The following is a 23,916-nucleotide window of genomic DNA, read 5'->3' as shown; positions in this document are numbered from 1 at the left end:
ACTAATGCGAGTGAGCACTCTCGAACCAGAGCAGACTAGAGCTTAGGTTCGGGATATGAGCTTATTCTTTTTACACTGCTTAAATTCTTTGGCGATCCACGATTGCTCGTTTAAACCATTGTCGATTAGAGCAAAAAGGTAGCCATCGACTTTGCCTGAAGCCGCAGGATATTCTTGAAAAGCGTGCTTAGGGTAGCCGGGGTAATCCATCTCGTATTGAGCGTCTAACTGCTTACCGAGTTGACGCCATTTTACGAATACCTTAGAAGAAGATGTCTCAACCTTATATTGGCCCAAAATGCGTTGGTGATGGGTTAACGCCACTTTAGCGCAGTGGTTGGTCTGTACGACTTTTTGTATCAATTCAACTTGTTCTTCACTCATGGTTTTCGCCAGTACATTCTCTTGTTCGATGCGCGCCATTCGTTCACCAAACGTTTCAGCATGGGTGGAAAACACAAAAGTAAGCGGTAAAGCCAATACCAAAAGACGCTTGTAGAACATAACCTAACTCTTTGAATGGATTCATGACTATTATGCCGTTGAGTAACAATATTATTAACGAATAAACACGCTTAATTGTAAGAATTATTTTTATCGAGTGGATAAATAGATGATTTTGGAGTTGTGGTATTCAGGCTCTGAATGTTTGGTTATTTTACGAAGCGACACCGATAACAGAATCAACCCAATATCTAACCATCTTGATTATAAATGTTGGATATCAATCGAGTGGTAGGAAAAACCGATTGCTTTAGCGGCGTTCAACAAAGCTTGTTGAGTCTTGAATACCCTGGGTTGCATTTTTCTGTCGGATTCAAGAAAGCTGTTTACTCCCCACTTATGACTTTTGACCATTAAGTAATAACCATTAGCTCCAGGGGACACGACACCAATTGCTGCTTTCAGGTCGCCACGACTGAAATGTTTTTTGAACTCACGTAATACCATATCAACATCCTTATTCGATGATAAAAAAAGGGAGCGCATTGCTCCCTAGTTAGTGCTTTTCTTAATGTTTACAAGAATGCGCGGTATGGCAGTTCTGGGTCATTTGTGAAGATGTCTGCAAAGCCACGGAAGTGCTGGTAGTGCATGCGGCCTTTATCTGTTGGGTATGTGTATTTACCACCAACTTGCCAGAAGAAAGGTGCGAAGCCGTATTGAAGACGTTCTTTCTTCATGTTCCACAGCATTTCGATTTCACGCGGGTCATTTTGGAAGTTAGCCCAAATGTCGTGGTGGAACGGAACAACTACTTCACAGTTCAAAGACTCAGCAGCACGAAGAATGTCTGAAGATGTCATTTTGTCTGTTACGCCACGTGGGTTCTCACCGTAAGAAAGCAGTGCAACGTCGATCTTGTGGTCATTACCGTGTTTAGCATAGTAGTTTGAGTAGTGAGAATCACCAGAGTGGTAAACTGAACCGCCTGTTGTTTCTACTAGGTAGTTCACTGCACGGTCGTCCATTCCGTCTAGAATTTCTTTGTCTAGGGAAGATGTTCCTTCAGGAAGTGTCACTAGAGCTGTACGGTCGAATGCGTCAAGAACCTTGATGTTCACGTCTTTGATTTTGATCTCGTCGCCAACTTTAGCAATAACACAACGATCTTCTGGCACACCCCATTTCATCCATAAATCAACACACGCTTTAGGGCCAATGAATTTAACGTGGTCGCCGCAGTTTTGTAGAACTGCCGCTGCAACGTTGATATCAATGTGGTCGCCGTGGTCATGAGATGCCATAACTGCATCGATCTCTTTGATAGCGAAAGGGTCCAATGGGAAGATCGCGGTACGTAGGTTTGGTTGAAGTGCTTCCACACCGCCCATACGCATCATTTGGTGCTGGTTTTTCATTTTTTGAACGGCTTGTGTTTTTTTACCAGTACCACACCAGAAGTCCATTGATAGGTTTGCACCTTCTTCTGATTTTAGCCAAATACCTGTACAACCCAGCCACCACATAGAAAACGTACCCGGTTGCACAACTGTTTGTTCAATCTCTTCATTTAACCATGTGCCCCACTCAGGGAATGTATTTAGGATCCAAGACTCGCGAGTGATTTCGTTTACATTGCTCATGATAATACCTTTTATTTCAATAATTTGATTAATTTTGGATGTAGGGAGCCGAGCGCCTTAATTTGGATTAAGGCACTGAGCTAAATTTATTATTATTGGTGGGCTAGTTAGCCCTGCGATTTAAACTAGGATGACTTGCGTCCCTTGAGCTTCAATCAGTTTTACGACTTCGGGATTGGCGTCTTTACCGGTGATGACGATGTCTATTTGCTTGGTGCTGCAAAAGAGCATTCCGGTACGTTGTCCAACTTTTGAGCTATCGACCACGACGACAAGCTTATCGACCTGTTCGAGCATTTGTTGTTCGGCTACGGCCGTTAACATGTCGGCTTTGTACAGCCCGGCATCGGTTAAGCCTTTACCTGAGGTGAACATCCAGTTTCCCGCATAGCCGCCTAATGAATTAGGGGCAGGGTTTAGAAAGATGTTCTGCGCTTTGTTGTATTGACCACCAATGATGATGACATCGTCATGATCTTCGTTGATCAAGTAGCTTGCGAGTGGAAAGTAGTTCGTTACGATCTGAACATCTTCCCCACATAACTGTTGTCCAAGTAGGAACGCAGTAGAACCACAGTTGATAACGACTGTATCGCCAGCCTCGCAAAGTCCAGCTGCTGCTTGTGCAATCTCTGATTTCTCTTCATAGAACTCAGTGCTGTTGATATTCAGTGGTGACCACTTTCTCTTCTGAGTTTCTACTCGTTCCGCACCATTTCGAATTTTTCTAAGTCGGCCAACTTCATCTAACTTAGCGATATCGCGCCTAGCAGTAGCAGGAGAAACGCTAAATTTATCAATAATATGAGAGACGTTGATTGTCTGCATATCTTCTAACAGCGACAAGATGCCGTTATGTCTTTGTACTTCATTCATATTTATCACTCTTTTTGTCGTTGTGACAATTTAATGATTACTTTTGATTTGTTTTGATTCTAATAATCACCATCATGATTGTCAAACCACATCGCTATAAAAACCAGACATTAATCACAATGTTTTATAAGTTGTTGATTTTATTGTATTTATAATTTTTACGTGTGATCTAAAGCTCAATTAAGCACATTCTGGGTATGGTTAATTGATATAAATCAAAGTAATCACAAGTGAGCATTGAATGATTACTTTTGATTGGTAAAGTCTAGTTCGTGAGCAAAACTAGAATCATCACATCCTACAAATCATTAAAATTAAAAATCAATCAGGGGTAAAGATATGGAATTCTTATACGATATTTTCTATATTTTTTACAGTCAGGTAATGACCAAAGCACCGTTGCTACTCGGTCTTGTTACTTGTCTCGGCTACATCCTTCTAAAACGTGACGCAACAACTGTTATCTCCGGCTCTATTAAAACCATCGTTGGTTTCATGATAGTGCAGGTAGGTGCAGGAACATTGGTAGCGGGTTTTAAACCGGTTATTGAAAAAATGAGTGAAATACATGGATTAACGGGATCGGTAATTGACCCGTACACCTCCATGATGTCCACCATGGAAGCCATGGGCGACAACTACTCTTGGGTTGGGTATGCAGTATTACTGGCTCTTGGGCTAAACATTCTACTTGTTGCCTTCCGACGTATTACGGGTATCAGAACCATCATGCTGACTGGGCATATCATGTTCCAGCAAGCTGGCCTCATTGCTGTTTTCTACTTCGTGCTTGGTGCAGGTATGTGGGAAACCATTATTTATTCAGCAATATTGATGGCGTTGTACTGGGGTATCTCCTCAAACATCATGTTCAAGCCGACTCAAGAAGTCACTGGTGGTGCGGGTTTCTCGATTGGTCACCAACAACAGTTTGCTTCATGGGTAGCCACCAAGGTTGCACCGAAGCTTGGCGACAAGAACGACAGTGTTGACCACATCAAACTGCCTAAGTGGTTACACATTTTCCACGACAGTATCGCTGCAACAACGTTAGTAATGACTGGCTTCTTCGGCATTATTCTTCTTTCGTTCGGTCTTGATAACCTTCAGGACATGGCAGGTAAAACGCACTGGTTTATCTACATTTTTGAAACTGGTTTGAAATTCGCTGTTGCCATTCAAGTCATCGTTACTGGTGTTCGCATGTTCGTTGCGGAACTGTCCGAGGCATTTAACGGTATTTCTCAACGCCTTATTCCTAACGCTGTTTTAGCAATCGATTGTGCTGCTATTTACGCCTACTCTCCTAACGCAATGGTATTTGGTTTCATGTGGGGCGCAGTGGGTCAATTCACCGCTGTTCTTGCAATGCTAGCGTTTGACGCACCAATCATGATCATTCCTGGCTTTATCCCAATGTTCTTCTCGAACGCCACTATCGGTGTGTTTGCTAACCACTTTGGTGGCTGGAAAGCGGTGATGAAGATCTGTTTCGTGATGGGCATCATCGAAGTGGTTGGCTCTGCGTGGGCAATCCATATCTTCGCTCAATCAGGTACTGAGTTTAATGGCTGGATGGGCATGGCTGACTGGGCTCTGGTATTCCCACCAATCATGCAAGGTATCTCAAGCTCTAGCATGTTCTTCTTTGTGATTTTGGCTTTGGCTGGCATCTACATGTACTTCGCTTCTAAGCAACTACGAGCTGAAGAAGACGCAGAAGCTGCTGCTGAAACAATGACCGCAGTAACGCCTGAAGGTATTGAGGTTGAAGTCGCGGTTCCACAACAATCGACAGCAACCGCTGAAGCACCATCTGTTTCAACAACGGCAGCTTCTACAACATCAGAAACTCGAATCTCACCAGCCGCTGACCAGAAACCGGTTCGTGTCTTAGTGTGCTGTGGCTCAGGACAAGGTTCTTCAATGATGTGCTCTAAGAAAATCAAAGAGTATTTGGACAAGAAAGGCATCCCAAGCTCGACCTTTAACAGCGCCATCACTGATTACAAATCACACCTTGGTTCATTCGACATCATCGTTACTTCGGTTGCTCTTGCAGCGAAGATCACGGGTCTGCCGGAAGGTAAGCAACAGTTAGCGGTTAAGAACATGATTATGGTGAAAACTTTCGGCGACGAACTTGTTTCCATCATCGAGAACAACTTCCATAAATAATTAAAAACGGCTCAGTGGTGTCGCACTGCTGAGCCAATAAAAACAATTATATAAGTGAGCAATAACATGAACTTAAAAGAATCTCTTATCAAGAATAACTCTATCCTACTGAACGCAAAAGCAGCTGACTGGAAAGCGGCGATCAAGCTTGGGACTGATGCATTGGTGAAAGCGGGTATTGCAGAAGAGCGTTACTACGACGCGATTACCAAAGCGATTGGTGAAGAAGGCCCTTATATCTGTATTCACGATGCGTTCGCACTGCCACATTGCCGCCCTGAAGACGGTGTTATTCGTACTGGGTTTGCGCTAACCGTGCTTGAAACGCCAATTACGTTTGAAGGTGTTGATGAGCCTGTAGATGTGCTGATAACACTAGCGGGTAAGGACTCAGAAGAGCACATCGAAGGCACCATGCAAGTGGCGAACTTGATTGAATTCGATGAAGACTTCTCAAAACTTCGCGCGTGCAAAAGCCCAGAAGAAGTGGCGCGTTTAATTGATGCTGCATTGCTTCAAGCGGAAGCGGCGTAAGGAGGCAACGATGTCTAAATATAGCCAATTGAAACAACGTGTTTTAGAAGCCAATTTGCAACTTCCGAAATACGGTTTGGTGACATTTACTTGGGGTAATGTCTCTGAGTTTGACCGTGTTAACGGAGTGATAGCGATTAAACCATCAGGTGTCGAATACAGTGATATGACGGCTGAAGACATGGTGGTCGTCGATCTCGAAGGCAAGGTTGTTGAAGGGAAACTCAATCCTTCAAGCGATACCGCAACGCACTTAGAGCTCTATAAAGCTTTCCCTGAAGTGAGTGGCATTGTTCACACGCATTCACGCAGTGCCACCATTTGGGCACAAGCGGGTATCGACATCCCAGCCTTAGGCACCACTCACGCTGATTATTTCTACGGTGACATCCCATGTACACGTCGATTGTCTCACTCTGAAATTTCTGAAGAGTACGAGAAAAATACTGGCTTGGTGATTATTGAAGAGTTCAAGCAACGTCGAATCGATCCAATGGCCGTTCCAAGTGTGATTGTTGCAGGACATGCGCCGTTCTCTTGGGGCAAAGATGCCAACGACGCCGTTCATAACGCGGTGGTATTAGAAGAAGTGTCGGCAATGGCGTTGGCAACGCGCACCTTGAATAGCGGCATCAAAATTCAGCCAGAACTATCCGACAAACACTACTCACGTAAGCACGGTGAAAATGCTTATTACGGCCAACAGTAAATCGGATTTCGTTTAAGTAAGTCGTTTCTATTCGAAGTAGCTTCAATATTGATTAGGCCCGACTTCAGGGAATAAGTAGAGGACTCTATGTATAAAGTGCTGGCGTTAGATCTCGATGGAACCGTGTTAAAGGATGATCACACGATTCATCCAGAAGTAAAAAAGGCGATTCAAGAAGCCAAACAAAGTTGTCACGTCATGATTGTTACTGGCCGACACCACACAGCAGCACGACCTTACTATTACGAATTGGGGCTAGATACTCCAATCATCTGCTGTAACGGCACTTATGTTTATGACTATCAAACTGAAACGGTATTGACTCAAAACGCCATAGAGAAAGATAAAGCACTTACTTTCATTAACATGGCTGACGAGTTTCAGCTCAAGATGGTGATGTATATAACTCATGCCATGACGTACTCACAGTACAACCCATTTGCCTACATGTTGGCATTGGAAAGCTGGGCTGAAACGGCACCAGAGCAACATCGCCCACAAATTTACCAAGTGGAATCATTCATAGAAACAGCTCAACAAGCTGAACACGTTTGGAAGTTTGTGGTAGAGGGGAGCCAAGATTCCGTCGACCGTTTAATGCAACACCCATGGATAGGAGAGAACTTCAACGGTGAGCGTTCTTGGTCAAACCGAATCGACTTTGCTGCAAAAGGTAACAGTAAGGGCCTACGCCTTGCTGAATACATCGCAGAACTCGGTTATCACGCCGATGACGTCATTGCCGTCGGTGATAACCACAACGACATATCCATGATTAAGTACGCCGGATTCGGTATAGCGATGCTCAATGCTGATGACATCGTCAAATCACACGTTCAACGCGTGTGCTCAACAGATAACAACCATGATGGCTTAGCCCGTCTAATACGTGAACAAATTAAAGGATAACAACATGACTAAACCAATGATTCAGATCGCCCTAGACCAAACAAATCTTCCTGCCGCAATTGAAGTGGCAAACAACGTTGAAAGCTTTGTTGATGTGATTGAAGTGGGCACTATTTTGGCTTTTGCTGAAGGGATGACAGCGGTTTCTACCCTTCGTAAAAACCACCCAGACCATATCCTTGTGTGCGATATGAAAACCACCGATGGCGGCGCAATTTTGGCTCGAATGGCATTCGAAGCGGGTGCTGATTGGATAACCGTTTCTGCGGCTGCACACATCGCAACCATTGGTGCGTGTAAGAAAGTCGCTGACGAATTTAACGGTGAAATACAAATCGAAATTTACGGCAATTGGACAATGGACGATGCTCAATCTTGGGTCGACCTAGGTATCTCTCAAGCTATCTATCACCGTTCTCGTGACGCTGAATTAGCTGGTGTGGGCTGGACTGAAGAAGATCTTGTGAAGATGCGTGCATTGTCTGAAATGGGCATCGAGCTTTCTATCACAGGTGGCATCGTGCCTGAAGACCTTTACCTATTTGAAGGCATTAAAGCGAAAACCTTTATTGCAGGTCGCGCACTTGCGGGTGAAAAAGGTAAAGAAACAGCAGAAGCACTAAAAGCTCAGATCGACCGTTACTGGAATTAGGAGGCGTTATGTACCAAAACTTATTACGCCACCGAGTAGGGCTTTATGAGAAGGCCCTACCTAACGAACTCAGCTGGGAAGACAAACTGGCAACAACCAAAGAGCTCGGCTTTGATTTTCTTGAGATATCGGTAGATGAATCAGACGAGCGCCGTAGCCGTTTGGATTGGAATGACGATGAAGTGTATGTCTTACGTCGCCTGTGTGAAAAGCATGGTGTAGCGCTGCAATCCATGTGTTTAAGCGCGCATCGCAAGTTCCCATTTGGATCTGCAGATCCGGTGATTCGTGAACAAGCGGCTATCCATATGGAAAAAGCGATCTCACTCGCTTACAAATTGGGTATTCGTACCATCCAATTGGCTGGGTATGACGTTTACTACGAGCCTGCGGATAAGGTGACTCACCAGAGGTTCATTGAAGGCATGAAGCTTTCTGCGCAGTTGGCGGAAAGGTCGGGCGTTATGCTCGCTGTGGAGATCATGGATACCGATTACTTGAACTCTTTGAGCAAGTTTGAAGTGCTGAGTCGTGAAGTCAATTCACCGTATTTCACGGCGTATCCAGATGTGGGTAATATCTCCGGTTGGAATTACGACATAGTGACGGAACTAAAGTTGAGCAAGCCTCATATCACTCAGATCCACCTCAAAGACACTTATAAAGTGACTGACGAATACAAAGGTCAATTTCGAGACTTAGTGATTGGTGATGGTGAAGTCGACTTTAATGCCATTTTTGAAACATTGAAAGAAACGGAGTGTGTCGTACCACTCGTGATTGAGATGTGGGCTCAAGATGAGCGTTGGAAAGAGAATATTCTGACGGCACAAAAGCGTTTGAACGAGGTATGTGTGCAAACGGGTGTTCCGATGTTGTTTGACCACTAGCTCTACTTAGAATGATTAACCCGTTTCTCTTTGCGTTCTCAATGCTCCTAACGAAAAGAGAAAATGCAGCATATTGCCCCCCAATATGCTGCATTTTTATATCAACATGTCGCTCTAAACTGTTGAAGCTGAGGTTATGTCAATTTCGAAATAGTGGCTGTTCTTAAACAGCAATAGTCACATGATCACGGCCTACTTCAGCCATCTTAATTAGGTAGTCCGTATGGTATTTCTTCTTGATGACGATTTGGCTACCGATTTCAGCAACAATCTTCACGACCTCTAACGCATCAGAAGGATGCAATGAAGAATCTTTTGAAATTTCGATATTAACGCCCAAATTTGCCAGTTTCATAATGTCGCTAGAGTGCATGATAATATCCAATATATTTTATTATGGTGGACTATATCATCATCGATTAATTCAACGCCACTCTGCTAAGCCCAAAGTTTTGAACGATGCCCTCAAACTATGATTTCAATATGCAAGTAGTGAAATTTGATCGCAAACTGATACCATGGTCTTTCTTATGGGATTATGCCAACTTTGGCGGGGATGTTGTTGTTCAGTCTCGTGTGAAGAAATGAACAGTCAACTTGATAGGTTTTATCTATAACAAAGATAAATAGAAACGATTATGTTTATTTTTAATGCCGACCTATTCTTTATCCACACTAATTCAATGGTTTAAATGCTGGGTCTACTTAAATTTACGGTGTCACAACGATTGTGCACATTTACCCTCTAAGGAATCGATCATGAGTAAAAAACTAACTACAGCAGCAGGTTGTCCTGTCGCTCATAACCAGAATGTTCAAACGGCGGGCAAACGTGGTCCACAACTTCTTCAAGACGTTTGGTTTTTGGAGAAATTGGCCCATTTTGATCGTGAAGTGATTCCAGAGCGTCGTATGCACGCGAAAGGCTCAGGTGCTTACGGCACATTTACCGTTACACACGACATCACAAAATACACCAAGGCAAAATTGTTCTCTGAAATAGGTAAAAAAACCGACTTGTTTGCACGTTTCACAACAGTTGCGGGTGAGCGCGGTGCTGCCGATGCTGAACGTGATATTCGTGGCTTTGCATTGAAGTTTTATACTGAAGAAGGCAACTGGGATATGGTGGGTAACAACACGCCAGTATTCTTCCTTCGTGATCCTCTTAAGTTCCCAGACTTAAACCACGCCGTGAAACGTGACCCTCGCACTAACATGCGCAGCGCGAAGAACAACTGGGATTTCTGGACTTCTTTACCTGAAGCACTTCACCAAATTACTATCGTGATGAGTGATCGCGGTATCCCTGCGACTTACCGCCACATGCATGGTTTCGGCAGTCACACGTTCAGCTTCATCAATGCTGACAACGAACGTTTCTGGGTTAAATTCCACTTCAAATCTCAGCAAGGTATTAAGAACTTGTCTGACGAAGAAGCGGCACAAGTGATCGGTGATGATCGCGAAAGCCACCAACGTGATTTGCTAGACAGCATCGATAACCAAGATTTCCCGAAATGGACGTTGAAAGTACAAGTGATGCCAGAGGCGGATGCAGCGAAGGTTCCATACAACCCGTTCGATTTGACTAAGATCTGGCCTCATGCAGATTACCCGTTGATCGAAGTGGGTGAGCTAGAGCTTAACCGTAACCCTGAGAACTTCTTCGCTGAAGTTGAGCAGTCTGCATTCAACCCTGCTAACGTGGTTCCGGGTATCAGTTTCTCTCCAGACAGAATGCTGCAAGGTCGTCTGTTTGCTTACGGTGATGCACAACGTTACCGTTTGGGTGTAAACCATCAGCACATTCCAGTGAATGCGCCTCGTTGCCCAGTACACAGCTACCACCGTGATGGCGCGATGCGTGTCGATGGTAACTTCGGTGGCACATTAGGTTATGAGCCAAACAACGAAGGTCAATGGGCTGAGCAACCAGATTTCGCTGAACCAGCACTGAACCTAGATGGCGCAGCAGCACACTGGGATCACCGCGAAGATGAAGATTACTTCTCGCAACCGGGTGACTTGTTCCGCCTAATGACACCAGAGAAGCAAGCGATTCTTTTTGATAACACTGCTCGTAACCTAGGCGGCGTGCCAAAAGAGATTCAATTGCGTCACCTAAGACACTGTTACAAAGCTGACCCTGCATACGGTGAAGGCATTGGTAAACTGCTTGAAATCGATGTGAGCGAATTTAAGTCGTAATCAATCATCTTGATTCGTTAATTGAAAGGCCGTTGAGTGAATCACTCAACGGCCTTTTTTGATCTCGCTGTTTATTAAGCAACCCTAAATCATTGAAAAATTTAATAATCCACATTGATAGTTTTTACCTATCGAATTGATAAATCTATCCCATTATCTTTGTAAGAGTGATGGGATTATTCTACGACTATCAGTTTATAAAGTAGAAGAGTTTGAGATGAATAAGAGCGCATTAATCGTTGAAGGTGGAGCAATGAGAGGCATTTTTGCTGCCGGAGTTTTAGACGCCTTTATGCAAGACGATTTCCGTCCTTATGACTTTGCCATCGGCGTATCTGCAGGTGTGTCGAATCTGGTTGGCTACTTATCTCATGCACCAAAACGCAGTTATGATGTGATCACCACGATGGCGACCGATAAGACCTTCTTTAACCCTGCTCGCTTTGCCAAGGGCGGCAACTTGGTAGACGTTAAATGGTTATGGAACGAATCCAATCAACGTTATCCGCTCGATTGTGGTGAGCTGTTTTCAAGTATCCCACTCATTGCTGCTGTCACAAATGTCGATACGGGCAGTGCAGACTACTACCATATTAAGCCAGAAAACCTTTCTAACGTGGTGGAAGCGACCACCGCTTTACCTATCGCTTACCGCGAAACACCGTGTTTCTCTGGTGGCTGTTATACCGATGGTGGTGTCGCGGATTCGATTCCGGTGCGTGAAGCATACCGTCGTGGTGCGCGAGACATTACGGTGATTCTTTCTCATCCTTTAAGTTACCGAATGAAGCCTCAAAAGCACCAATGGATGCTGAAGAAACTATTAAAGAAATTCCCAAATATTGCTGAGTCGATGGCGGTGCGTGCCGACAACTACAATCAATCTCTGGAGTTCATTCGTAACCCACCCAAAGATGCGACCATTAAAGTGATAGCGCCGCCAGAAGCGTTCGCAGTAAAGCGTTTAACTATGGATCAAAGTACTCTTAATGCAGGTTATGAGATGGGCATTAAAGCGGGTGAAGAGCACCTTGCCATTCGAAAAGGCGTGTATGGTTTAGACACCGAAGATTGTCATTTCTGCGTCTAGGAACGTTTTTAGGATACTGGATAAACGACAAAGCCACGCTGTTCACTTCAGAATAGCGTGGCTTTGTATTTGTAGACCTAGTTTGTTTTTAACTCAGTCTGCTATTAACTCAATTAGCGATTAAACGAGTTCGTTACCGCTGGTGTTGCCAGCAAAGAAGGCATCAACACTGGTGAGCGTTGTATTGGCGATGTTGAACAGAGCATCTTTGGTCAAGAAAGCTTGGTGACCTGTGAACAATACATTGTGACAAGCAGATAGGCGACGGAATACGTCATCGACAATCACATCGTTAGATTTGTCTTGGAAGAACAGCTCTTTCTCGTTGTCGTAAACATCAAGACCAAGCGCGCCGATTTTGCTTTGTTTGAGCGCTTCAATCGCTGCGGTTGAATCCAGCAGTTCACCACGGCTGGTGTTGACGATCATCACGCCATCTTTCATCTTCTCAAATGCCGTTGCATCCAATAAGTGGTAGTTCTCTTTACTCATCGGACAGTGCAGAGAAATCACATCAGACTCTTGGTAAAGTTCATCGAGTTCAACGTATTTAGCGCCTAACTCAACAGCTAACGGGTTTGGATATGGGTCATAGCATAGGATATTCATGCCTAAACCCTTCAGAATTCGCATCGTCGCTAGGCCAATCTTACCCGAGCCAATCACACCGACCGTTTTACCGTGGAAGTTAAAGCCAACTAACCCCTCAAGAGAGAAGTTCGCATCACGAGTGCGTTGGTATGCCTTGTGTAGTTTACGGTTCAAACACATCATCATGCCAACCGTGTGTTCTGCTACCGATTCTGGTGAGTAAGCCGGAACGCGAACCACTTGCAAGCCAAACTCTTTGGCTGCGTCTAGGTCGACCTTGTCAAAGCCCGCACAGCGCATCGCGATTAACTTGGTGCCGCCTTGAGCAAGAATCTCTAACGCGTCTCGCGATAGGTCATCGTTTACAAACGCACAAACCACTTCGTTGTCGTGCGCCATTTTTGCTGTTGTTGTGGTGAGTCGAAAATCGTGAAAATGAAACTCAGCGTTGAGTTCGCCTTTTGCCAGTTCGAATGATTTTTCGTCGTATGATTTTGAGCTAAAAAAAGCAATGTTGAGCATGGCTTCCTCTCTTACCTAAAATATAAATAACCCACTAATTCATTCTCTGAAACGGGATTAAAACTAATAACTCTATTCAGTGTGCTAGAGTTTTTTTCTCTTGTCTATCACCATTAGTCATTGTAATTGCTATGGTTATTTGATCTTTTGTCTTCACTTATTGAACATTAAAAATCACATTACGAGGTTGCTTGCTTATAAGTTCATCAATATTGAATGAATATTACTTTCGGGTGTGGAACGTTGAATTTTCCAGTGTGACGGAATACGTAAATGACTCATATAAAACCTCTTCTCTAACTGTTCTTTGAAAGTTGTGCTTCTGTCTAACGAGTGGCGGTTGTTATTTACCAGTAGTTCTCACTGCTGAATTGACCGGGTTTTCTGCGTAAGTGCTTTTCGAAACCTAAGCTAGTTAGCGCTTCGCTTGTGTCACGAACCATTTGCGGATTGCCGCAAAGGTAGAAAAAACTGCGGGTTTGATTGAAAGCGACAGACGCGGCTTGCTCGAGGTCGCCTCCAAGTAACAAATTTGGGATTCGTCCGCGCAAAGTTCCGGTAACTGATTCTCTAGAAATAATTGGCACATATTTAAGTCTCCCTTGAAAGTGATTAACGAGTTGAGTGATACGATCTCGATAAGTCAGGTCTTGCTCTGTTCTTACAGCATGCACTAGAACCAGATTCTTGAATGAAGAGGTTTTGTCTGAAGCCAACTCATTTTGCTGTATCTGCATGCTCTCAAGTATTGAGATAAATGGGCCTACCGCGGTTCCGGTTGAAAGCATCCATAGATCGTCGGCGATCTCTGGGATCTCATCTAAGGTCATAAAGCCACTTGGGTCTTTGCCGACAAAGATGTCATCGCCCATCTTCAACTCATGAAGTTGAGGTGAAAGCTGACCGTTCTGATCCTTAATAATCAAAAATTCCAGATGTTGATGACCTTGTTCGTGCTCTGGCGCGTTCACCATCGAATAGGCGCGTCTTACGAACTCATCCTCACTGTTAAGTAAGCCAAGTTTCGTGAACTGACCTGCCTGATAAGAAGAGACAGGTGCACTAACCTGGAGTGAGAATAATTGATCTGTCCATTCTGTTTTGTTTAGGACTTTGCCTGTAACTAAACCATGAGGAATATCTGTCATATCATCCACCTTTAAGAAGAGAAGTTATCTCATTAAGGATACTCAACTATTTACACTTTAGAGTTGCATGTACCACGCCAATAATGAGAATGCTTATCAATACTGATTAAAGGTTAATTATTGGGTCGAATGTTGTCAAAAAGACAATATACTATTTGAGTCCAAATGACTCGTGCATGTGTTTTGGTTTCGTTTTAATAGACTTTAGCTGGTTGAACATCGTTAACATAGGTTGAGTGGTTTGACCCCTAGGATATTCAATCAATTACTGAAGAGAATAATTTATAGATGCGTATAATGGCGGCTTTCGTTCTCAATATAACTGTGTTTTATGCTTGATAATCTTCGTATGGCCTTGAACGTATTGTTCGTGACTATCAATACCGCAATGACTGCGTTTACCGTGAGCTTCTTTGGCCTCATCAAACTGATTCTTCCAATCTCTATTGTTCAAAAGTCATGTACTCGTTTAGCAAATTTCACGTTTTGGTGTTGGGCTTCGCTTAACCTTTGGATGTTGAATGTGAATAACGATATCGAGTGGCAAGTCGAAGGAGGGGAAGATATCTCGACCAAGCAGTGGTACCTGATGATGTCGAATCACCTGAGCTGGGCGGATATCGTGATCTTGTCTTCAATCTTGAAAGACAAGATGCCGATGACTAAGTTCTTCCTCAAGCACGAACTGTTGTATGTTCCCTTTGTTGGATTGGCCTGCTGGGGCTTAGATATGCCATTCATGAGACGCCACTCTCGTGAGTTCCTATTACGCAACCCAGAACGCCGTAATGATGATTTTAATGCAATCAATAAAGCGTGTACTAAGTTCAAATTAGCACCGACAACATTGGTTAATTTTGTTGAAGGGACTCGTGCAAACCACGAGAAACTGGCGTCAGCAAAGACCCCTTATCGCCACTTATTGAAGCCGAAAACTGGGGGCGTGGCATTTGCTTTATCTGCAATGGGCCCAATTTTGGATGGCATCGTGGATGTGACCTTAGCTTACCCTGAAAACCAAACCTCTCCGTTTGAAGATATGCTGAAGGGCAAAATGACTAAGGTCGTTGTGCGTATTAAATTGCATCCAATGGATGAGAACGTGAACGGTAATTACTTTGAAGATAAGGCTTTTAAACGTCGCTTCCACAATTGGTTGAACAGCACGTGGAAAGAGAAAGACGTCTACCTTGATACGGTTTATGGGGTTGATAAGCCTTCTGAGGTAGAGACAGTTGACGAGCCTGATGTGGCTTATAAGAAACAAGAACAGTAAGCTAAAACTGAATCGATAGCATTAATAAAGCCGATAGCTCATTGAACTATCGGCTTTTTTATTAATTTGACTTTCTTAATATTCAAACCATTAAGTTAGTACTTACTATGGCTTAACCGCCTGGTAAGCATCAATAATATGCTTTACTTGGCTAGGTTTGCCTTGCTTCTCTTGTCCTTGATGGATACGTAAGTAGTGCTGCAATGTTTTGGCTTTGTATTGCTGTGATACCTTCACTTGTTCATCACAACTTGGTGTCCAGATCTTGTCACCGACGTTTGATATCTCGCTAACGGTTTGGCTCTTTTCTGAATCACCGCGACTATTACTCACCAATAAAATCTCGTAGTAACGACGGTTCTCTTCAATCAACACTTCATCAATAAGACCAAAATGGATCGCCTTTAAATGGCTTCTCAACTCGAATTGCTGATGCACCGGACAAAGCAAGAAATCGATCGCTTTGTCTGGGTGTTGACGATGAATATCATCGACGAGCTTTTGAGTAAGATCGCCACCGACGCCCGCAATAATCACCAGGTGTTTGCCAGTATGTTTCTCAAGCGGGATAGCGGCGACATCCATACAGTAGACTTGCCATTGGCTAGTCACTTTCTGTTCTGCTATTGCACCTTGCGGAAAGTAACGCGTAAGTTTGCTTTCCAAATCGCTCATAAGAGACGGGACAATATCGACAAAGTGAAGCTGAGGTGCTTTGTTATCCGACAACAGTTGAACACCCAAGAAGCCGTGATCACAACAACAGTCCCAAATATGTTGGTAGTCATTGCTGACAAGGGAATGGAGAGTTTGCAGTCGGTTACTTAGCTTCATAAGGCTCGTGTCGTTAGAAAAGGGGTATTGTCGTGTTGAACGCGCATTGTAATGACTTTCCATAAAAACAAAAGCACCTAGGGTATGAATCCTAGGTGCTTTGTAGTGGCTACAGAAATGTAAGTATAGGTTTACGATGCTTTGGCAACGGCTCTGATATGGCTTTCCACTCGGTTCTTACCAAGTTGTTGCGCGATAAGTTTCGCTTGTTCCGCCAGCGCTAAAGCTGAGTCTGTTTCCCCCTCTATTTGCGAGTATCCCACGCTAACCCCTAGCGATAAGGTGATATCTGGAGTGACGATGGTTTTCTCCGCGATTGCGACTCTGCACTGGTCTAGCTGGAATTTGGCATCTTTCACATCATTGGCTTTGAATAATACTGCGAACTCCTTTCCTCCAACACGAGCCAAGCAAAGTCCCTTTGGCTTGGGGAAGTAACTGCGTATCGATTCTGCAGTCAGCTTGATCATCTTGTCGCCCACCGCTTCACCGTAGGCTCGGTTTACGTGGTCGAAGTTATCGATATCAAGCAGAGCGACATAGGTTTCAGGCTGGTTGGCGTAGTTTTCCAGTGCAATATTAAAGCTACTTTTGTTGTCTAATTGCGTCATCAAGTCCTTGCTACTCAACTGGTGCTGAAGCAGTAAGTTGGACAGTGAGACTTCCGTGTAATCTCTGATCATACGCAGAATACTCTGGCTGATCGGTAAGTTTGCGTTTACGTACAACACTGCGATCAACTGCTTGCGAGAGTGCAAAGGAATACAGTAATGGCGTTGGTGTATTTTGAGTTTACACGCTAATGGGTCTGCGTACTTTCCGCTTCGGTAAGCCATGGTGTCCGGTGTAAATCGTTCGGCAAGGGCTTTGTCACAATGTACCGTTGATTTGTTTCCGTGATAGTCGATGGTACTGAATGCGTGGTTCTCAGGCTGATAGAGACAGAATTGAATGCCTTTTTGGTAGGTGAAACTATCCAGTATGGATTTTAATTCTCGTTTAAAGCTTACAAGGTCATCGACTTTATTCAGTTGTGACAAGGACACGTTCAAACGATAAGCCAAATAGTTTGCGCCAATCCACAATAGAAGCAGTGAACCAAGTACCAAGCCAGTTAGCGTAAATTGGTGTGAGCTGGTTAAGATATCGTGGCGATCGGTGACCGCAATGAACACCCAATTTAAGCTGTTGTCTGCGTCAAATACCGATATTTTGAAGTTATCTTGATAGTAGTATTCATGTTTACCCGCCAATTCACCTTGAGATAGTTGGTGGCTGATCCCTGCATGGAAGCTGATGGATTTAGAACCGATACGCTGTGGATCCGGGTGGAATACCAGTCGCTCTGTTGCTCTGTCAACGACAAATACATAGCCGTGATTAAGCGTTTTTAAATCTCTTAAACCTTGCGTGGTATGCATTAAATCAAACTCAATCCAGGTTTCTTCGTTGAGCTTTTCTGCAGTGTGTTTAACGGCGAAAACCCATCGTCCATCGGCTTTTTGGTAAACGGAAGAGATGTAAAAATCTTCTACAACACCGTCTATTGAATGCCATTGTATTGTGGCGATTTGTTCATTGGAAAGAGGAAGGCCACGAGTGGAGACATAATGTTGGGAGTTAGGTTGGTATCGAACGATATCGGAGAAATTTGGTGTTCTTCTTAGAATATTATCACTCAATTCTCTGAATTTTTTATCACCGATTGGAGCCGTTTTAGGCAAGCCTAGACTGGTTTCTAAAAAATAGAGTTTGCCGAAAACGGCTTCGATATTTGAGCGAATAGTGGAACTAGCGATACGAATATTTGATGATGATTGGTTAGTTGCTGTAGTTTCAACTTTCTCTAGTTGAGCGATAGCTAAATAAAGCATTCCTCCGGTTAGTAAGAGTATGTATGGTTTGAAAAGCCGAATAAGTGTTTTAGGTAAAGCCATGATATCCAAGACGTTATAGATTCATTTTTATAGTACGGCAATACTAAACAGTTTCATCCATCACATCAATGCAAATGATTCCATATAAAAGAATGATTTATGTGATATTCAGCTAATAAAAAAACCAGCTATAAATATAACTGGCCTTTATGGTTTTTTGGCGTTTTATTAAGCTAGCTTAGCTTTTACTTCAATCAAATCAGTGTTATCTGGCGAGTAGTGCAAAATTGCCATCGAAGTCGGCGATAGCAGCATTTCACCTTCTGCATGACCTGGTTTTACATTTCGTAAGTTGGTATCACAAATGGTGACCCAGTTTTGGTCGCGATCAGTCGGTAACGAGAATCGAGCGGGTGCGTTGGTTTGGTTTATCAAATAAATCAATTCGTCACCGTCTTTGCCAATACCTAAGTGCAGCGCAACAGAGCTTAAACGATTCCAATCATCATGCTCCATGAGTGTGCCATCGACACGGCTCCAGAAGATGCGGTTCGAGTTGCGTTTTTCTCCGCTGAACGCCTTAATAAAAGGCACCATATATTGTTGACGTGCAGAGATCATTTCAGCTAACCAAGTCTTGAAATAAGTTTTTCGCTCAGAATCTTCCCAGTTAATCCAGCTAGTTACACTATCTTGACAGTAAGCGTTGTTGTTGCCTTTTTGAGTGTGAGATAACACATCAGCTGTCAGAATATGTGGAATGCCAAAGGCAAACAACAGACTCGCCATGAAGTTACGTTTCTGTTTTTCGCGTGTGGCAACAACCAATAGGTTTTCGGTTTCCCCTTCAACACCGTAGTTATCAGAGCGGTTATCACCGTGTCCATCTCGGTTGTTCTCGCCGTTATCTTCATTGTGCTTGTGTTTGTAAGAGACAAGATCTTGCATTGTGAAGCCGTCGTGATACGTGATGTAGTTTACGGTTAGTCTGTATGGCCAGTGTGCTGCGCTGTAGATATCGCGAGATCCCATTAAGCGCGTCGCAAACTCTTTTAGATAGCCTTGATCACCGCGCCAGAAGCTACGTGTGATATCACGCAGTTTGTCGTTACATTCATTCCAGCCTAGTGGAAAGTTACCTACTTGATAACCGTTAGGGCCAATATCCCACGGTTCTGCAATCAACTTGGTCTCTTTGAGCACAGGATCTTGAGCAACGGCTTTGAAAAAAGCAGCTTCAGGGTTGTAATTATCGCCTTCACGTCCCAGCGTCGCGGCCAAATCAAAACGGAAGCCGTCGACTTTGAATTCACTCACCCAGTAACGAAGCGTATCCATCACTAAGTTGAGTGCGGGCTGGTGGGTGAGATCTACTGTGTTTCCACAACCCGTGAAATTCGCATAATGGCAGCCATGTTTAATGTAGTAGCGGCTATCGAGTGCTTTTAGGTTGAAGGTGGTTCCGCCTTCCCCACCTTCTGCTGTGTGGTTGTACACGACATCTAGAATGACTTCGATGCCATTGCGATGCAGCTCACGAATTGCAGTTTTGAGTTCATTAACAGCGTCTTTTTCTGCGTAGCGAGGGTCTGGCACCATGAACAAATATGGGTTGTAACCCCAATAGTTCACTTTATCCATGTCCAAGAGATGAGGCTCATGCATACATGCGGCAATGGGCAAAAGCTGTAGAGAGTTGATATTTTGCTGTTTGTAGAACGCAAGCATTTCAGGGCTCACTAACCCTAAGTAGCGTCCTTTAGTATTGGCAGCCACTTCTGGGTGCAGTTGAGATAGACCTTTTACATGCGTTTCAAAAAGAACGGTATCTTCGCGGCTAATGCGTGGCTTTTCTACATCTTGCCAATCGAAGGTGTCATCAACAACGACACATTTCGCCATAGCAAAGCTTTTTTCATTGGTATATGGCGTGACGTAATCGAGCGGTTCGCTTATTGCTTTGGCATACGGGTCTGAAAGCAGGATAGGGCCATTGTCCGTTTCGGCAATGAAGCCGTATTTTTGCCCCGCTTTAATACCATCAATAAAGACATATCTGATATCAGCGTATTCATTTTCCAATTTATAAGTGGTGAATTCGTCGTTCTCGTCAAAAAGAGCGAGTGAAAGAGATTTACAGTCAGGAGAATAAATAGAGAAGTTGCAGCCAGTGTTACCTAGCGTTGCGCCTAGCGGATAAGGGCGAGCGAGCGTTCTAGTCATTGCTTGATTTCTTGTTCGTTTATCGACATCAGTGAACTATAAGTAAAAAGCTTTGTCACAATAAGGTCAAGCAACTTCACAGATTAATTACGGTAAAAAAATAATTCATCGATGAAGTTCAAATTATATATTTGAGCTAGATCTCACTTATGTTGAATAATTAGATCTGTGTGCTGTCTACTCCTCCTATATTAAGTGATCTACCTCTTTAAAACACCATTCTGTATATTTTCTACTCCCTTCTCATCCCCCTTAATTTAGTTCAGGGCGGAGGAAGTCAAACTTGTCATCCCCTCTTAATATTGACCCCGTTGAAACGAATCAGGGGAAACCCTAAACCTCTCTATCTTACGACTACCATTACTGCCTTTGGTTGCCGCAAGAGAGCAAAAATATAAAAACCTAAAATAAATCGTCCTTAATGGAGTTAAGAATGAAAAAAGTAAGTTTGATTGCTGCTGCAGTGGCAACTACATTAGCTGCTGGCTCTGCGTTCGCTGTAGATTTTAATGGCTACATGCGTGCTGGTACTGGTATTAGCGGAAATGATGGTGGTGACGTTTCATTCATGAAGAATGGTATTGGCCGTCTAGGTAATGAAAACGACAACTATTCTGAGTTTGGTCTGGCTGAAGAACTAAAAACTGGTGAGCAAACTTGGCGTTTAGAGTCAATGATTGCTTCTGGTGCTGATGGCGCAAATGGTTGGGAAGACGGTGACTTTAACGTTGCTCAGTTTGCTGTTAAAGCAACTGGCGTCTTATCTTTTGATGAAGAAGCGACACTTTGGGCTGGTAAAACATACTACCAACGTAAAGATATTCACATCACTGACTTCTACTTTCTAAATACATCAGGTACTGGTGGTGGTATTGAAAATATTTCAGTTGGTAATCAAAAACTTTCTCTAGCAATTATTCAAGATGGCGAAGATGTGAACGGTGCTGGTTACATGGCTGATGCTCGCCTAGCGAATATCGGTCTGTGGGAAGATGCTAGCTTAGAGCTTGGAGTTGTATACAACTTCGGTACTGAAAACAAGAATGGCAAATACGATGGCGATGACGGCCTACTTGCTACAGGTATCATCCACCAAGGTATGAGCAATGGCTTTAACCAAACGGTCGTTCAAGTAGGTACGGCTGGTTACGGTGTTCAAATGGCTAATTTGTGGGGCTCTGGTGCTTATTATGACCGCTCTGGAGACCAGGATGATGGTTTCGGTTACCGAATCCTTAACTGGGGTGTAATGAACCTTGGCGAGTCTTGGGAAATGGGTCACCAACTTGCCTACTTAGCTGGTTCTGATATCGGTGCTTCAAAGCAAGACATCAACCAATATTCTGTAGTTGTTCGTCCAATGTACAAGTGGAACAACACTATGCGTACTATTTTTGAAGCTGGCTACAATGCGGGTGAGCAGATTAATCAAGCTGGCACTGGTGTAGAAGATTTTGGTGGCGCTAAATTTACTGTTGCTCAAGCATGGGCAATGGGTGACAGCTTCTGGGCTCGTCCTGAAATCCGCGTATACGGTAGCTACCTGATGGATCTAGAAAACGATTCATTCGGTGAAGTTAAAGAAAATGGTGTTGTAAAGGCTAAAGGTGCTGACAACGATTTCGTTGTTGGTATCCAAGTTGAAGCTTGGTGGTAAGCCACTTAGCTTAAAATCCTAAACTGTCCTAATTCATAGCCGGCTTACGTCGGCTATTTTTTTAAGGAATGTACGATTAGTAAAAAGGTTTCCTAGGTTAATTATTTTCGTTATGGTAATTAACTAAGTAAATTTCTTAAAAAAATAAAAATAAGGAAGAACTATGTATTTTCGCGCTCTGATGTTGAGTGGTTGTGTTGCATTGGCTGGTTGCCAATCTGCGCAAGTAGTAGAGCAAGTGCAAGTTGCACAAGCTGAACAAGTTAACTCTATTGCTGGTCTTCAATTTGCTCCTATGAAGCTACCAAGTTCGGCAATTTTTGATGTGACACCAAATAGCCAAGTATTAAATTACCAAGGAATAAACAGCCCTGTAGTCGCGGTTGAACTGCCTGCAGATCGCGGTGAGTACTCGATTAATATCACCAGCATTATCGGCGACACAGCGTTTGTTCCAAATGCGGTCATCTATGACGAAAACGGTCGTGAGCTAGAGCGTTATGGTAAAGAGAGCTTCGAATACGCAAAACCAAGACTACACTTAGGAAACCGCCTCGTTGCTGAGAACGATTTTTACCCACCGACAACAGCAAAATCAGTTTATTTAGTTATCTATACAGATCAAGCTGATCTTGGTGGTTTTACTGATGTGATCCATCCTGCTCGCTTGGACGCGGAAGGCCGTGGTAATTATTTACCTGAAGTAAAAGATATCCCGATTCCAAATGCTAACGTTGGTAAGATAGAAGTTACAATCGATAAAGCGAGCTTCTTCTCAATTGGTTCATCAAACAGTGAATCTAATGCTAAACCTGCTGTTGCTAAAATCGATACTATTCAACCTGAAACGCAAACCTACTATCACAATGCGATTCAAACAGCTGTAACTGAAGACAATATTCCTAAAGCTCTTAGCTTATTAGATGAAGCAAAAGCCCTTGGTATTGAAGGTGCACAAGAAGCCTTTGTGCGAGCCGTCAACGCCAAGTAATATAGATAAAGGGTTCCTTTAAAAGTGCAATGCTTGTAAGTTAAGCATCGGTTAGCATCTTCTAAGGAACCCTATCGAATACCGCTTTAATGTATATGCTTTTTATTTGCAATGTTCAGCAACTTTCTCGCCTAAAGGGACTTCTGTATTTTCGCATTTTGATACGTGACCAGTAGTCGTTTCCCCTGCTTTATCCGTTTCCATATATTGATCAACATTACCGTTGCTTTCAAGTGTTTGCAGTGCCTGTTTGTGCGCGGCATTTTCAGCTTGTATTTGTTGCGTTGTTGCAGTGCTAGGAGTATGTGCCAGGGCGCGAGCAGCGTCGGTAGATTCTACAAGATCAGTGGTATTAGCCAAAGCCATCCCGCCCATCAATGCTGTGGTCACGATGCCCATTTGGATGGTTTTGATGATATGTTTACGGTTCATGGAAGTTTTCCTAATCAAAATTTAACGACACCGCAAACAACTGCGGTGTTTTGCTGTTGATAGAATATTACATCGAGAATTGAATGTATTTTAATCGTAATTGTAGGGCGTAACCCTTCAAAAAAGGCTGCCAGGATTAATTCTGTTCACTTAAGGGAGAGCGGCATTCCTACTATGATATATCGTTAAGATCTGGTTTTAACGGTTCTAAGGAATATCCTTTCCCTTT

22 protein-coding genes and 1 pseudogene are annotated in these 23,916 nt (G+C 43.5%); 11 read left to right on the top strand and 12 right to left on the bottom strand.

Features of this window, described 5'->3' with window-relative positions; translation table 11 throughout:
- Nucleotides 1-42: 42 nt before the first annotated feature.
- The 4 genes from AB6E54_RS16090 to ulaR form a co-directional block, all read right to left on the bottom strand.
- Entirely contained in the window at nucleotides 43-504 is a 462-nt protein-coding gene (locus AB6E54_RS16090) for a hypothetical protein (RefSeq protein WP_372106967.1), read from the bottom strand.
- 204 nt (nucleotides 505-708) lie between these two features.
- On the bottom strand, nucleotides 709-951 hold the full coding sequence (locus AB6E54_RS16085) for a hypothetical protein (RefSeq protein ID WP_017064006.1): 243 nt from the start codon (nucleotides 949-951) through the stop codon (nucleotides 709-711).
- A 68-nt stretch (nucleotides 952-1,019) separates the two neighbouring features.
- The gene (gene ulaG, locus AB6E54_RS16080; RefSeq protein WP_017060922.1) at nucleotides 1,020-2,087 is read right to left on the bottom strand and encodes an L-ascorbate 6-phosphate lactonase; all 1,068 of its coding nucleotides are present in this window, start codon (nucleotides 2,085-2,087) and stop codon (nucleotides 1,020-1,022) included.
- 120 nt (nucleotides 2,088-2,207) lie between these two features.
- The gene (ulaR, locus tag AB6E54_RS16075; RefSeq protein ID WP_372057847.1) at nucleotides 2,208-2,963 is read right to left on the bottom strand and encodes an HTH-type transcriptional regulator UlaR; all 756 of its coding nucleotides are present in this window, start codon (nucleotides 2,961-2,963) and stop codon (nucleotides 2,208-2,210) included.
- 339 nt (nucleotides 2,964-3,302) lie between these two features.
- Between ulaR and AB6E54_RS16070 the strand changes: the two genes are divergently transcribed.
- From AB6E54_RS16070 to AB6E54_RS16045, 6 genes are all read left to right on the top strand, one after another.
- On the top strand, nucleotides 3,303-5,141 hold the full coding sequence (locus AB6E54_RS16070; RefSeq protein ID WP_372106965.1) for a PTS ascorbate-specific subunit IIBC: 1,839 nt from the start codon (nucleotides 3,303-3,305) through the stop codon (nucleotides 5,139-5,141).
- A gap of 66 nt (nucleotides 5,142-5,207) precedes the next feature.
- Complete coding sequence (locus AB6E54_RS16065; RefSeq protein WP_017064004.1) at nucleotides 5,208-5,675, top strand: PTS sugar transporter subunit IIA; 468 nt, start codon at nucleotides 5,208-5,210, stop codon at nucleotides 5,673-5,675.
- Nucleotides 5,676-5,685: 10 nt separating this feature from the next.
- Nucleotides 5,686-6,384, top strand: a complete 699-nt coding sequence (locus AB6E54_RS16060; protein ID WP_372057845.1) for an L-ribulose-5-phosphate 4-epimerase — start codon at nucleotides 5,686-5,688, stop codon at nucleotides 6,382-6,384.
- 87 nt (nucleotides 6,385-6,471) lie between these two features.
- Nucleotides 6,472-7,293, top strand: coding sequence for a pyridoxal phosphatase (locus AB6E54_RS16055; protein ID WP_372057844.1), 822 nt, complete (start codon nucleotides 6,472-6,474; stop codon nucleotides 7,291-7,293).
- A gap of 4 nt (nucleotides 7,294-7,297) precedes the next feature.
- Nucleotides 7,298-7,945 (top strand): 3-keto-L-gulonate-6-phosphate decarboxylase UlaD, encoded by a 648-nt coding sequence (locus AB6E54_RS16050; protein WP_017064001.1) that lies wholly within the window; start codon nucleotides 7,298-7,300, stop codon nucleotides 7,943-7,945.
- 8 nt (nucleotides 7,946-7,953) lie between these two features.
- Nucleotides 7,954-8,835: an L-ribulose-5-phosphate 3-epimerase gene (locus AB6E54_RS16045; protein WP_017064000.1), complete on the top strand. Its 882-nt coding sequence runs from the start codon at nucleotides 7,954-7,956 to the stop codon at nucleotides 8,833-8,835.
- 163 nt (nucleotides 8,836-8,998) lie between these two features.
- Here the strand turns inward: AB6E54_RS16045 and AB6E54_RS16040 are convergent, their stop codons facing one another.
- The gene (locus tag AB6E54_RS16040) at nucleotides 8,999-9,208 is read right to left on the bottom strand and encodes a hypothetical protein (RefSeq protein WP_065583766.1); all 210 of its coding nucleotides are present in this window, start codon (nucleotides 9,206-9,208) and stop codon (nucleotides 8,999-9,001) included.
- 386 nt (nucleotides 9,209-9,594) lie between these two features.
- Here AB6E54_RS16040 and AB6E54_RS16035 point away from each other — a divergent pair, with 386 nt between their 5' ends.
- Together AB6E54_RS16035 and AB6E54_RS16030 are read left to right on the top strand one after the other, a co-directional pair.
- Nucleotides 9,595-11,046 carry a catalase gene (locus tag AB6E54_RS16035; protein ID WP_372106963.1) on the top strand — a complete coding sequence of 484 codons (1,452 nt, stop codon included), beginning with the start codon at nucleotides 9,595-9,597 and terminating at the stop codon, nucleotides 11,044-11,046.
- Between the two features lie 217 nt (nucleotides 11,047-11,263).
- Nucleotides 11,264-12,136, top strand: coding sequence for a patatin family protein (locus AB6E54_RS16030; RefSeq protein ID WP_050647742.1), 873 nt, complete (start codon nucleotides 11,264-11,266; stop codon nucleotides 12,134-12,136).
- Nucleotides 12,137-12,256: 120 nt separating this feature from the next.
- Here AB6E54_RS16030 and AB6E54_RS16025 read toward each other — a convergent pair whose 3' ends face one another.
- The 3 genes and pseudogenes from AB6E54_RS16025 to AB6E54_RS16015 all read right to left on the bottom strand — a co-directional run bounded on the left by AB6E54_RS16025 (nucleotide 12,257) and on the right by AB6E54_RS16015 (nucleotide 14,397).
- Entirely contained in the window at nucleotides 12,257-13,249 is a 993-nt protein-coding gene (locus AB6E54_RS16025) for a 2-hydroxyacid dehydrogenase (RefSeq protein WP_017066331.1), read from the bottom strand.
- Between the two features lie 201 nt (nucleotides 13,250-13,450).
- A pseudogene (locus tag AB6E54_RS16020) lies at nucleotides 13,451-13,531 on the bottom strand (cytoplasmic protein); the annotation flags it as partial.
- 65 nt (nucleotides 13,532-13,596) lie between these two features.
- Nucleotides 13,597-14,397: a ferredoxin--NADP reductase gene (locus tag AB6E54_RS16015; protein ID WP_372106961.1), complete on the bottom strand. Its 801-nt coding sequence runs from the start codon at nucleotides 14,395-14,397 to the stop codon at nucleotides 13,597-13,599.
- A 331-nt stretch (nucleotides 14,398-14,728) separates the two neighbouring features.
- On the opposite strand from AB6E54_RS16015, the gene AB6E54_RS16010 reads away from it, so the two are divergent.
- On the top strand, nucleotides 14,729-15,673 hold the full coding sequence (locus AB6E54_RS16010) for an acyltransferase (RefSeq protein ID WP_372106959.1): 945 nt from the start codon (nucleotides 14,729-14,731) through the stop codon (nucleotides 15,671-15,673).
- A 105-nt stretch (nucleotides 15,674-15,778) separates the two neighbouring features.
- Here AB6E54_RS16010 and AB6E54_RS16005 read toward each other — a convergent pair whose 3' ends face one another.
- The 3 genes from AB6E54_RS16005 to glgX all read right to left on the bottom strand — a co-directional run bounded on the left by AB6E54_RS16005 (nucleotide 15,779) and on the right by glgX (nucleotide 20,607).
- Nucleotides 15,779-16,507 carry a tRNA (adenine(22)-N(1))-methyltransferase TrmK gene (locus tag AB6E54_RS16005; RefSeq protein ID WP_017069730.1) on the bottom strand — a complete coding sequence of 243 codons (729 nt, stop codon included), beginning with the start codon at nucleotides 16,505-16,507 and terminating at the stop codon, nucleotides 15,779-15,781.
- 131 nt (nucleotides 16,508-16,638) lie between these two features.
- Complete coding sequence (locus AB6E54_RS16000; protein ID WP_372106957.1) at nucleotides 16,639-18,381, bottom strand: diguanylate cyclase domain-containing protein; 1,743 nt, start codon at nucleotides 18,379-18,381, stop codon at nucleotides 16,639-16,641.
- A gap of 231 nt (nucleotides 18,382-18,612) precedes the next feature.
- On the bottom strand, nucleotides 18,613-20,607 hold the full coding sequence (gene glgX / locus AB6E54_RS15995) for a glycogen debranching protein GlgX (RefSeq protein WP_372104673.1): 1,995 nt from the start codon (nucleotides 20,605-20,607) through the stop codon (nucleotides 18,613-18,615).
- 433 nt (nucleotides 20,608-21,040) lie between these two features.
- On the opposite strand from glgX, the gene lamB reads away from it, so the two are divergent.
- Together lamB and AB6E54_RS15985 are read left to right on the top strand one after the other, a co-directional pair.
- Entirely contained in the window at nucleotides 21,041-22,264 is a 1,224-nt protein-coding gene (lamB, locus tag AB6E54_RS15990; protein WP_372106955.1) for a maltoporin LamB, read from the top strand.
- Between the two features lie 163 nt (nucleotides 22,265-22,427).
- The gene (locus AB6E54_RS15985) at nucleotides 22,428-23,255 is read left to right on the top strand and encodes a MalM family protein (protein WP_065583774.1); all 828 of its coding nucleotides are present in this window, start codon (nucleotides 22,428-22,430) and stop codon (nucleotides 23,253-23,255) included.
- Nucleotides 23,256-23,357: 102 nt separating this feature from the next.
- Here AB6E54_RS15985 and AB6E54_RS15980 read toward each other — a convergent pair whose 3' ends face one another.
- Complete coding sequence (locus AB6E54_RS15980; protein ID WP_017058851.1) at nucleotides 23,358-23,687, bottom strand: hypothetical protein; 330 nt, start codon at nucleotides 23,685-23,687, stop codon at nucleotides 23,358-23,360.
- Nucleotides 23,688-23,916 lie beyond the last annotated feature (229 nt).

The organism is Vibrio sp. 10N.247.311.49, assembly GCF_041467655.1.
GTDB lineage: Bacteria > Pseudomonadota > Gammaproteobacteria > Enterobacterales > Vibrionaceae > Vibrio > Vibrio crassostreae_C.
The sequence above is the reverse complement of the archived record's forward strand: the minus strand, read 5'-3'. Positions and strand labels throughout refer to the sequence as shown.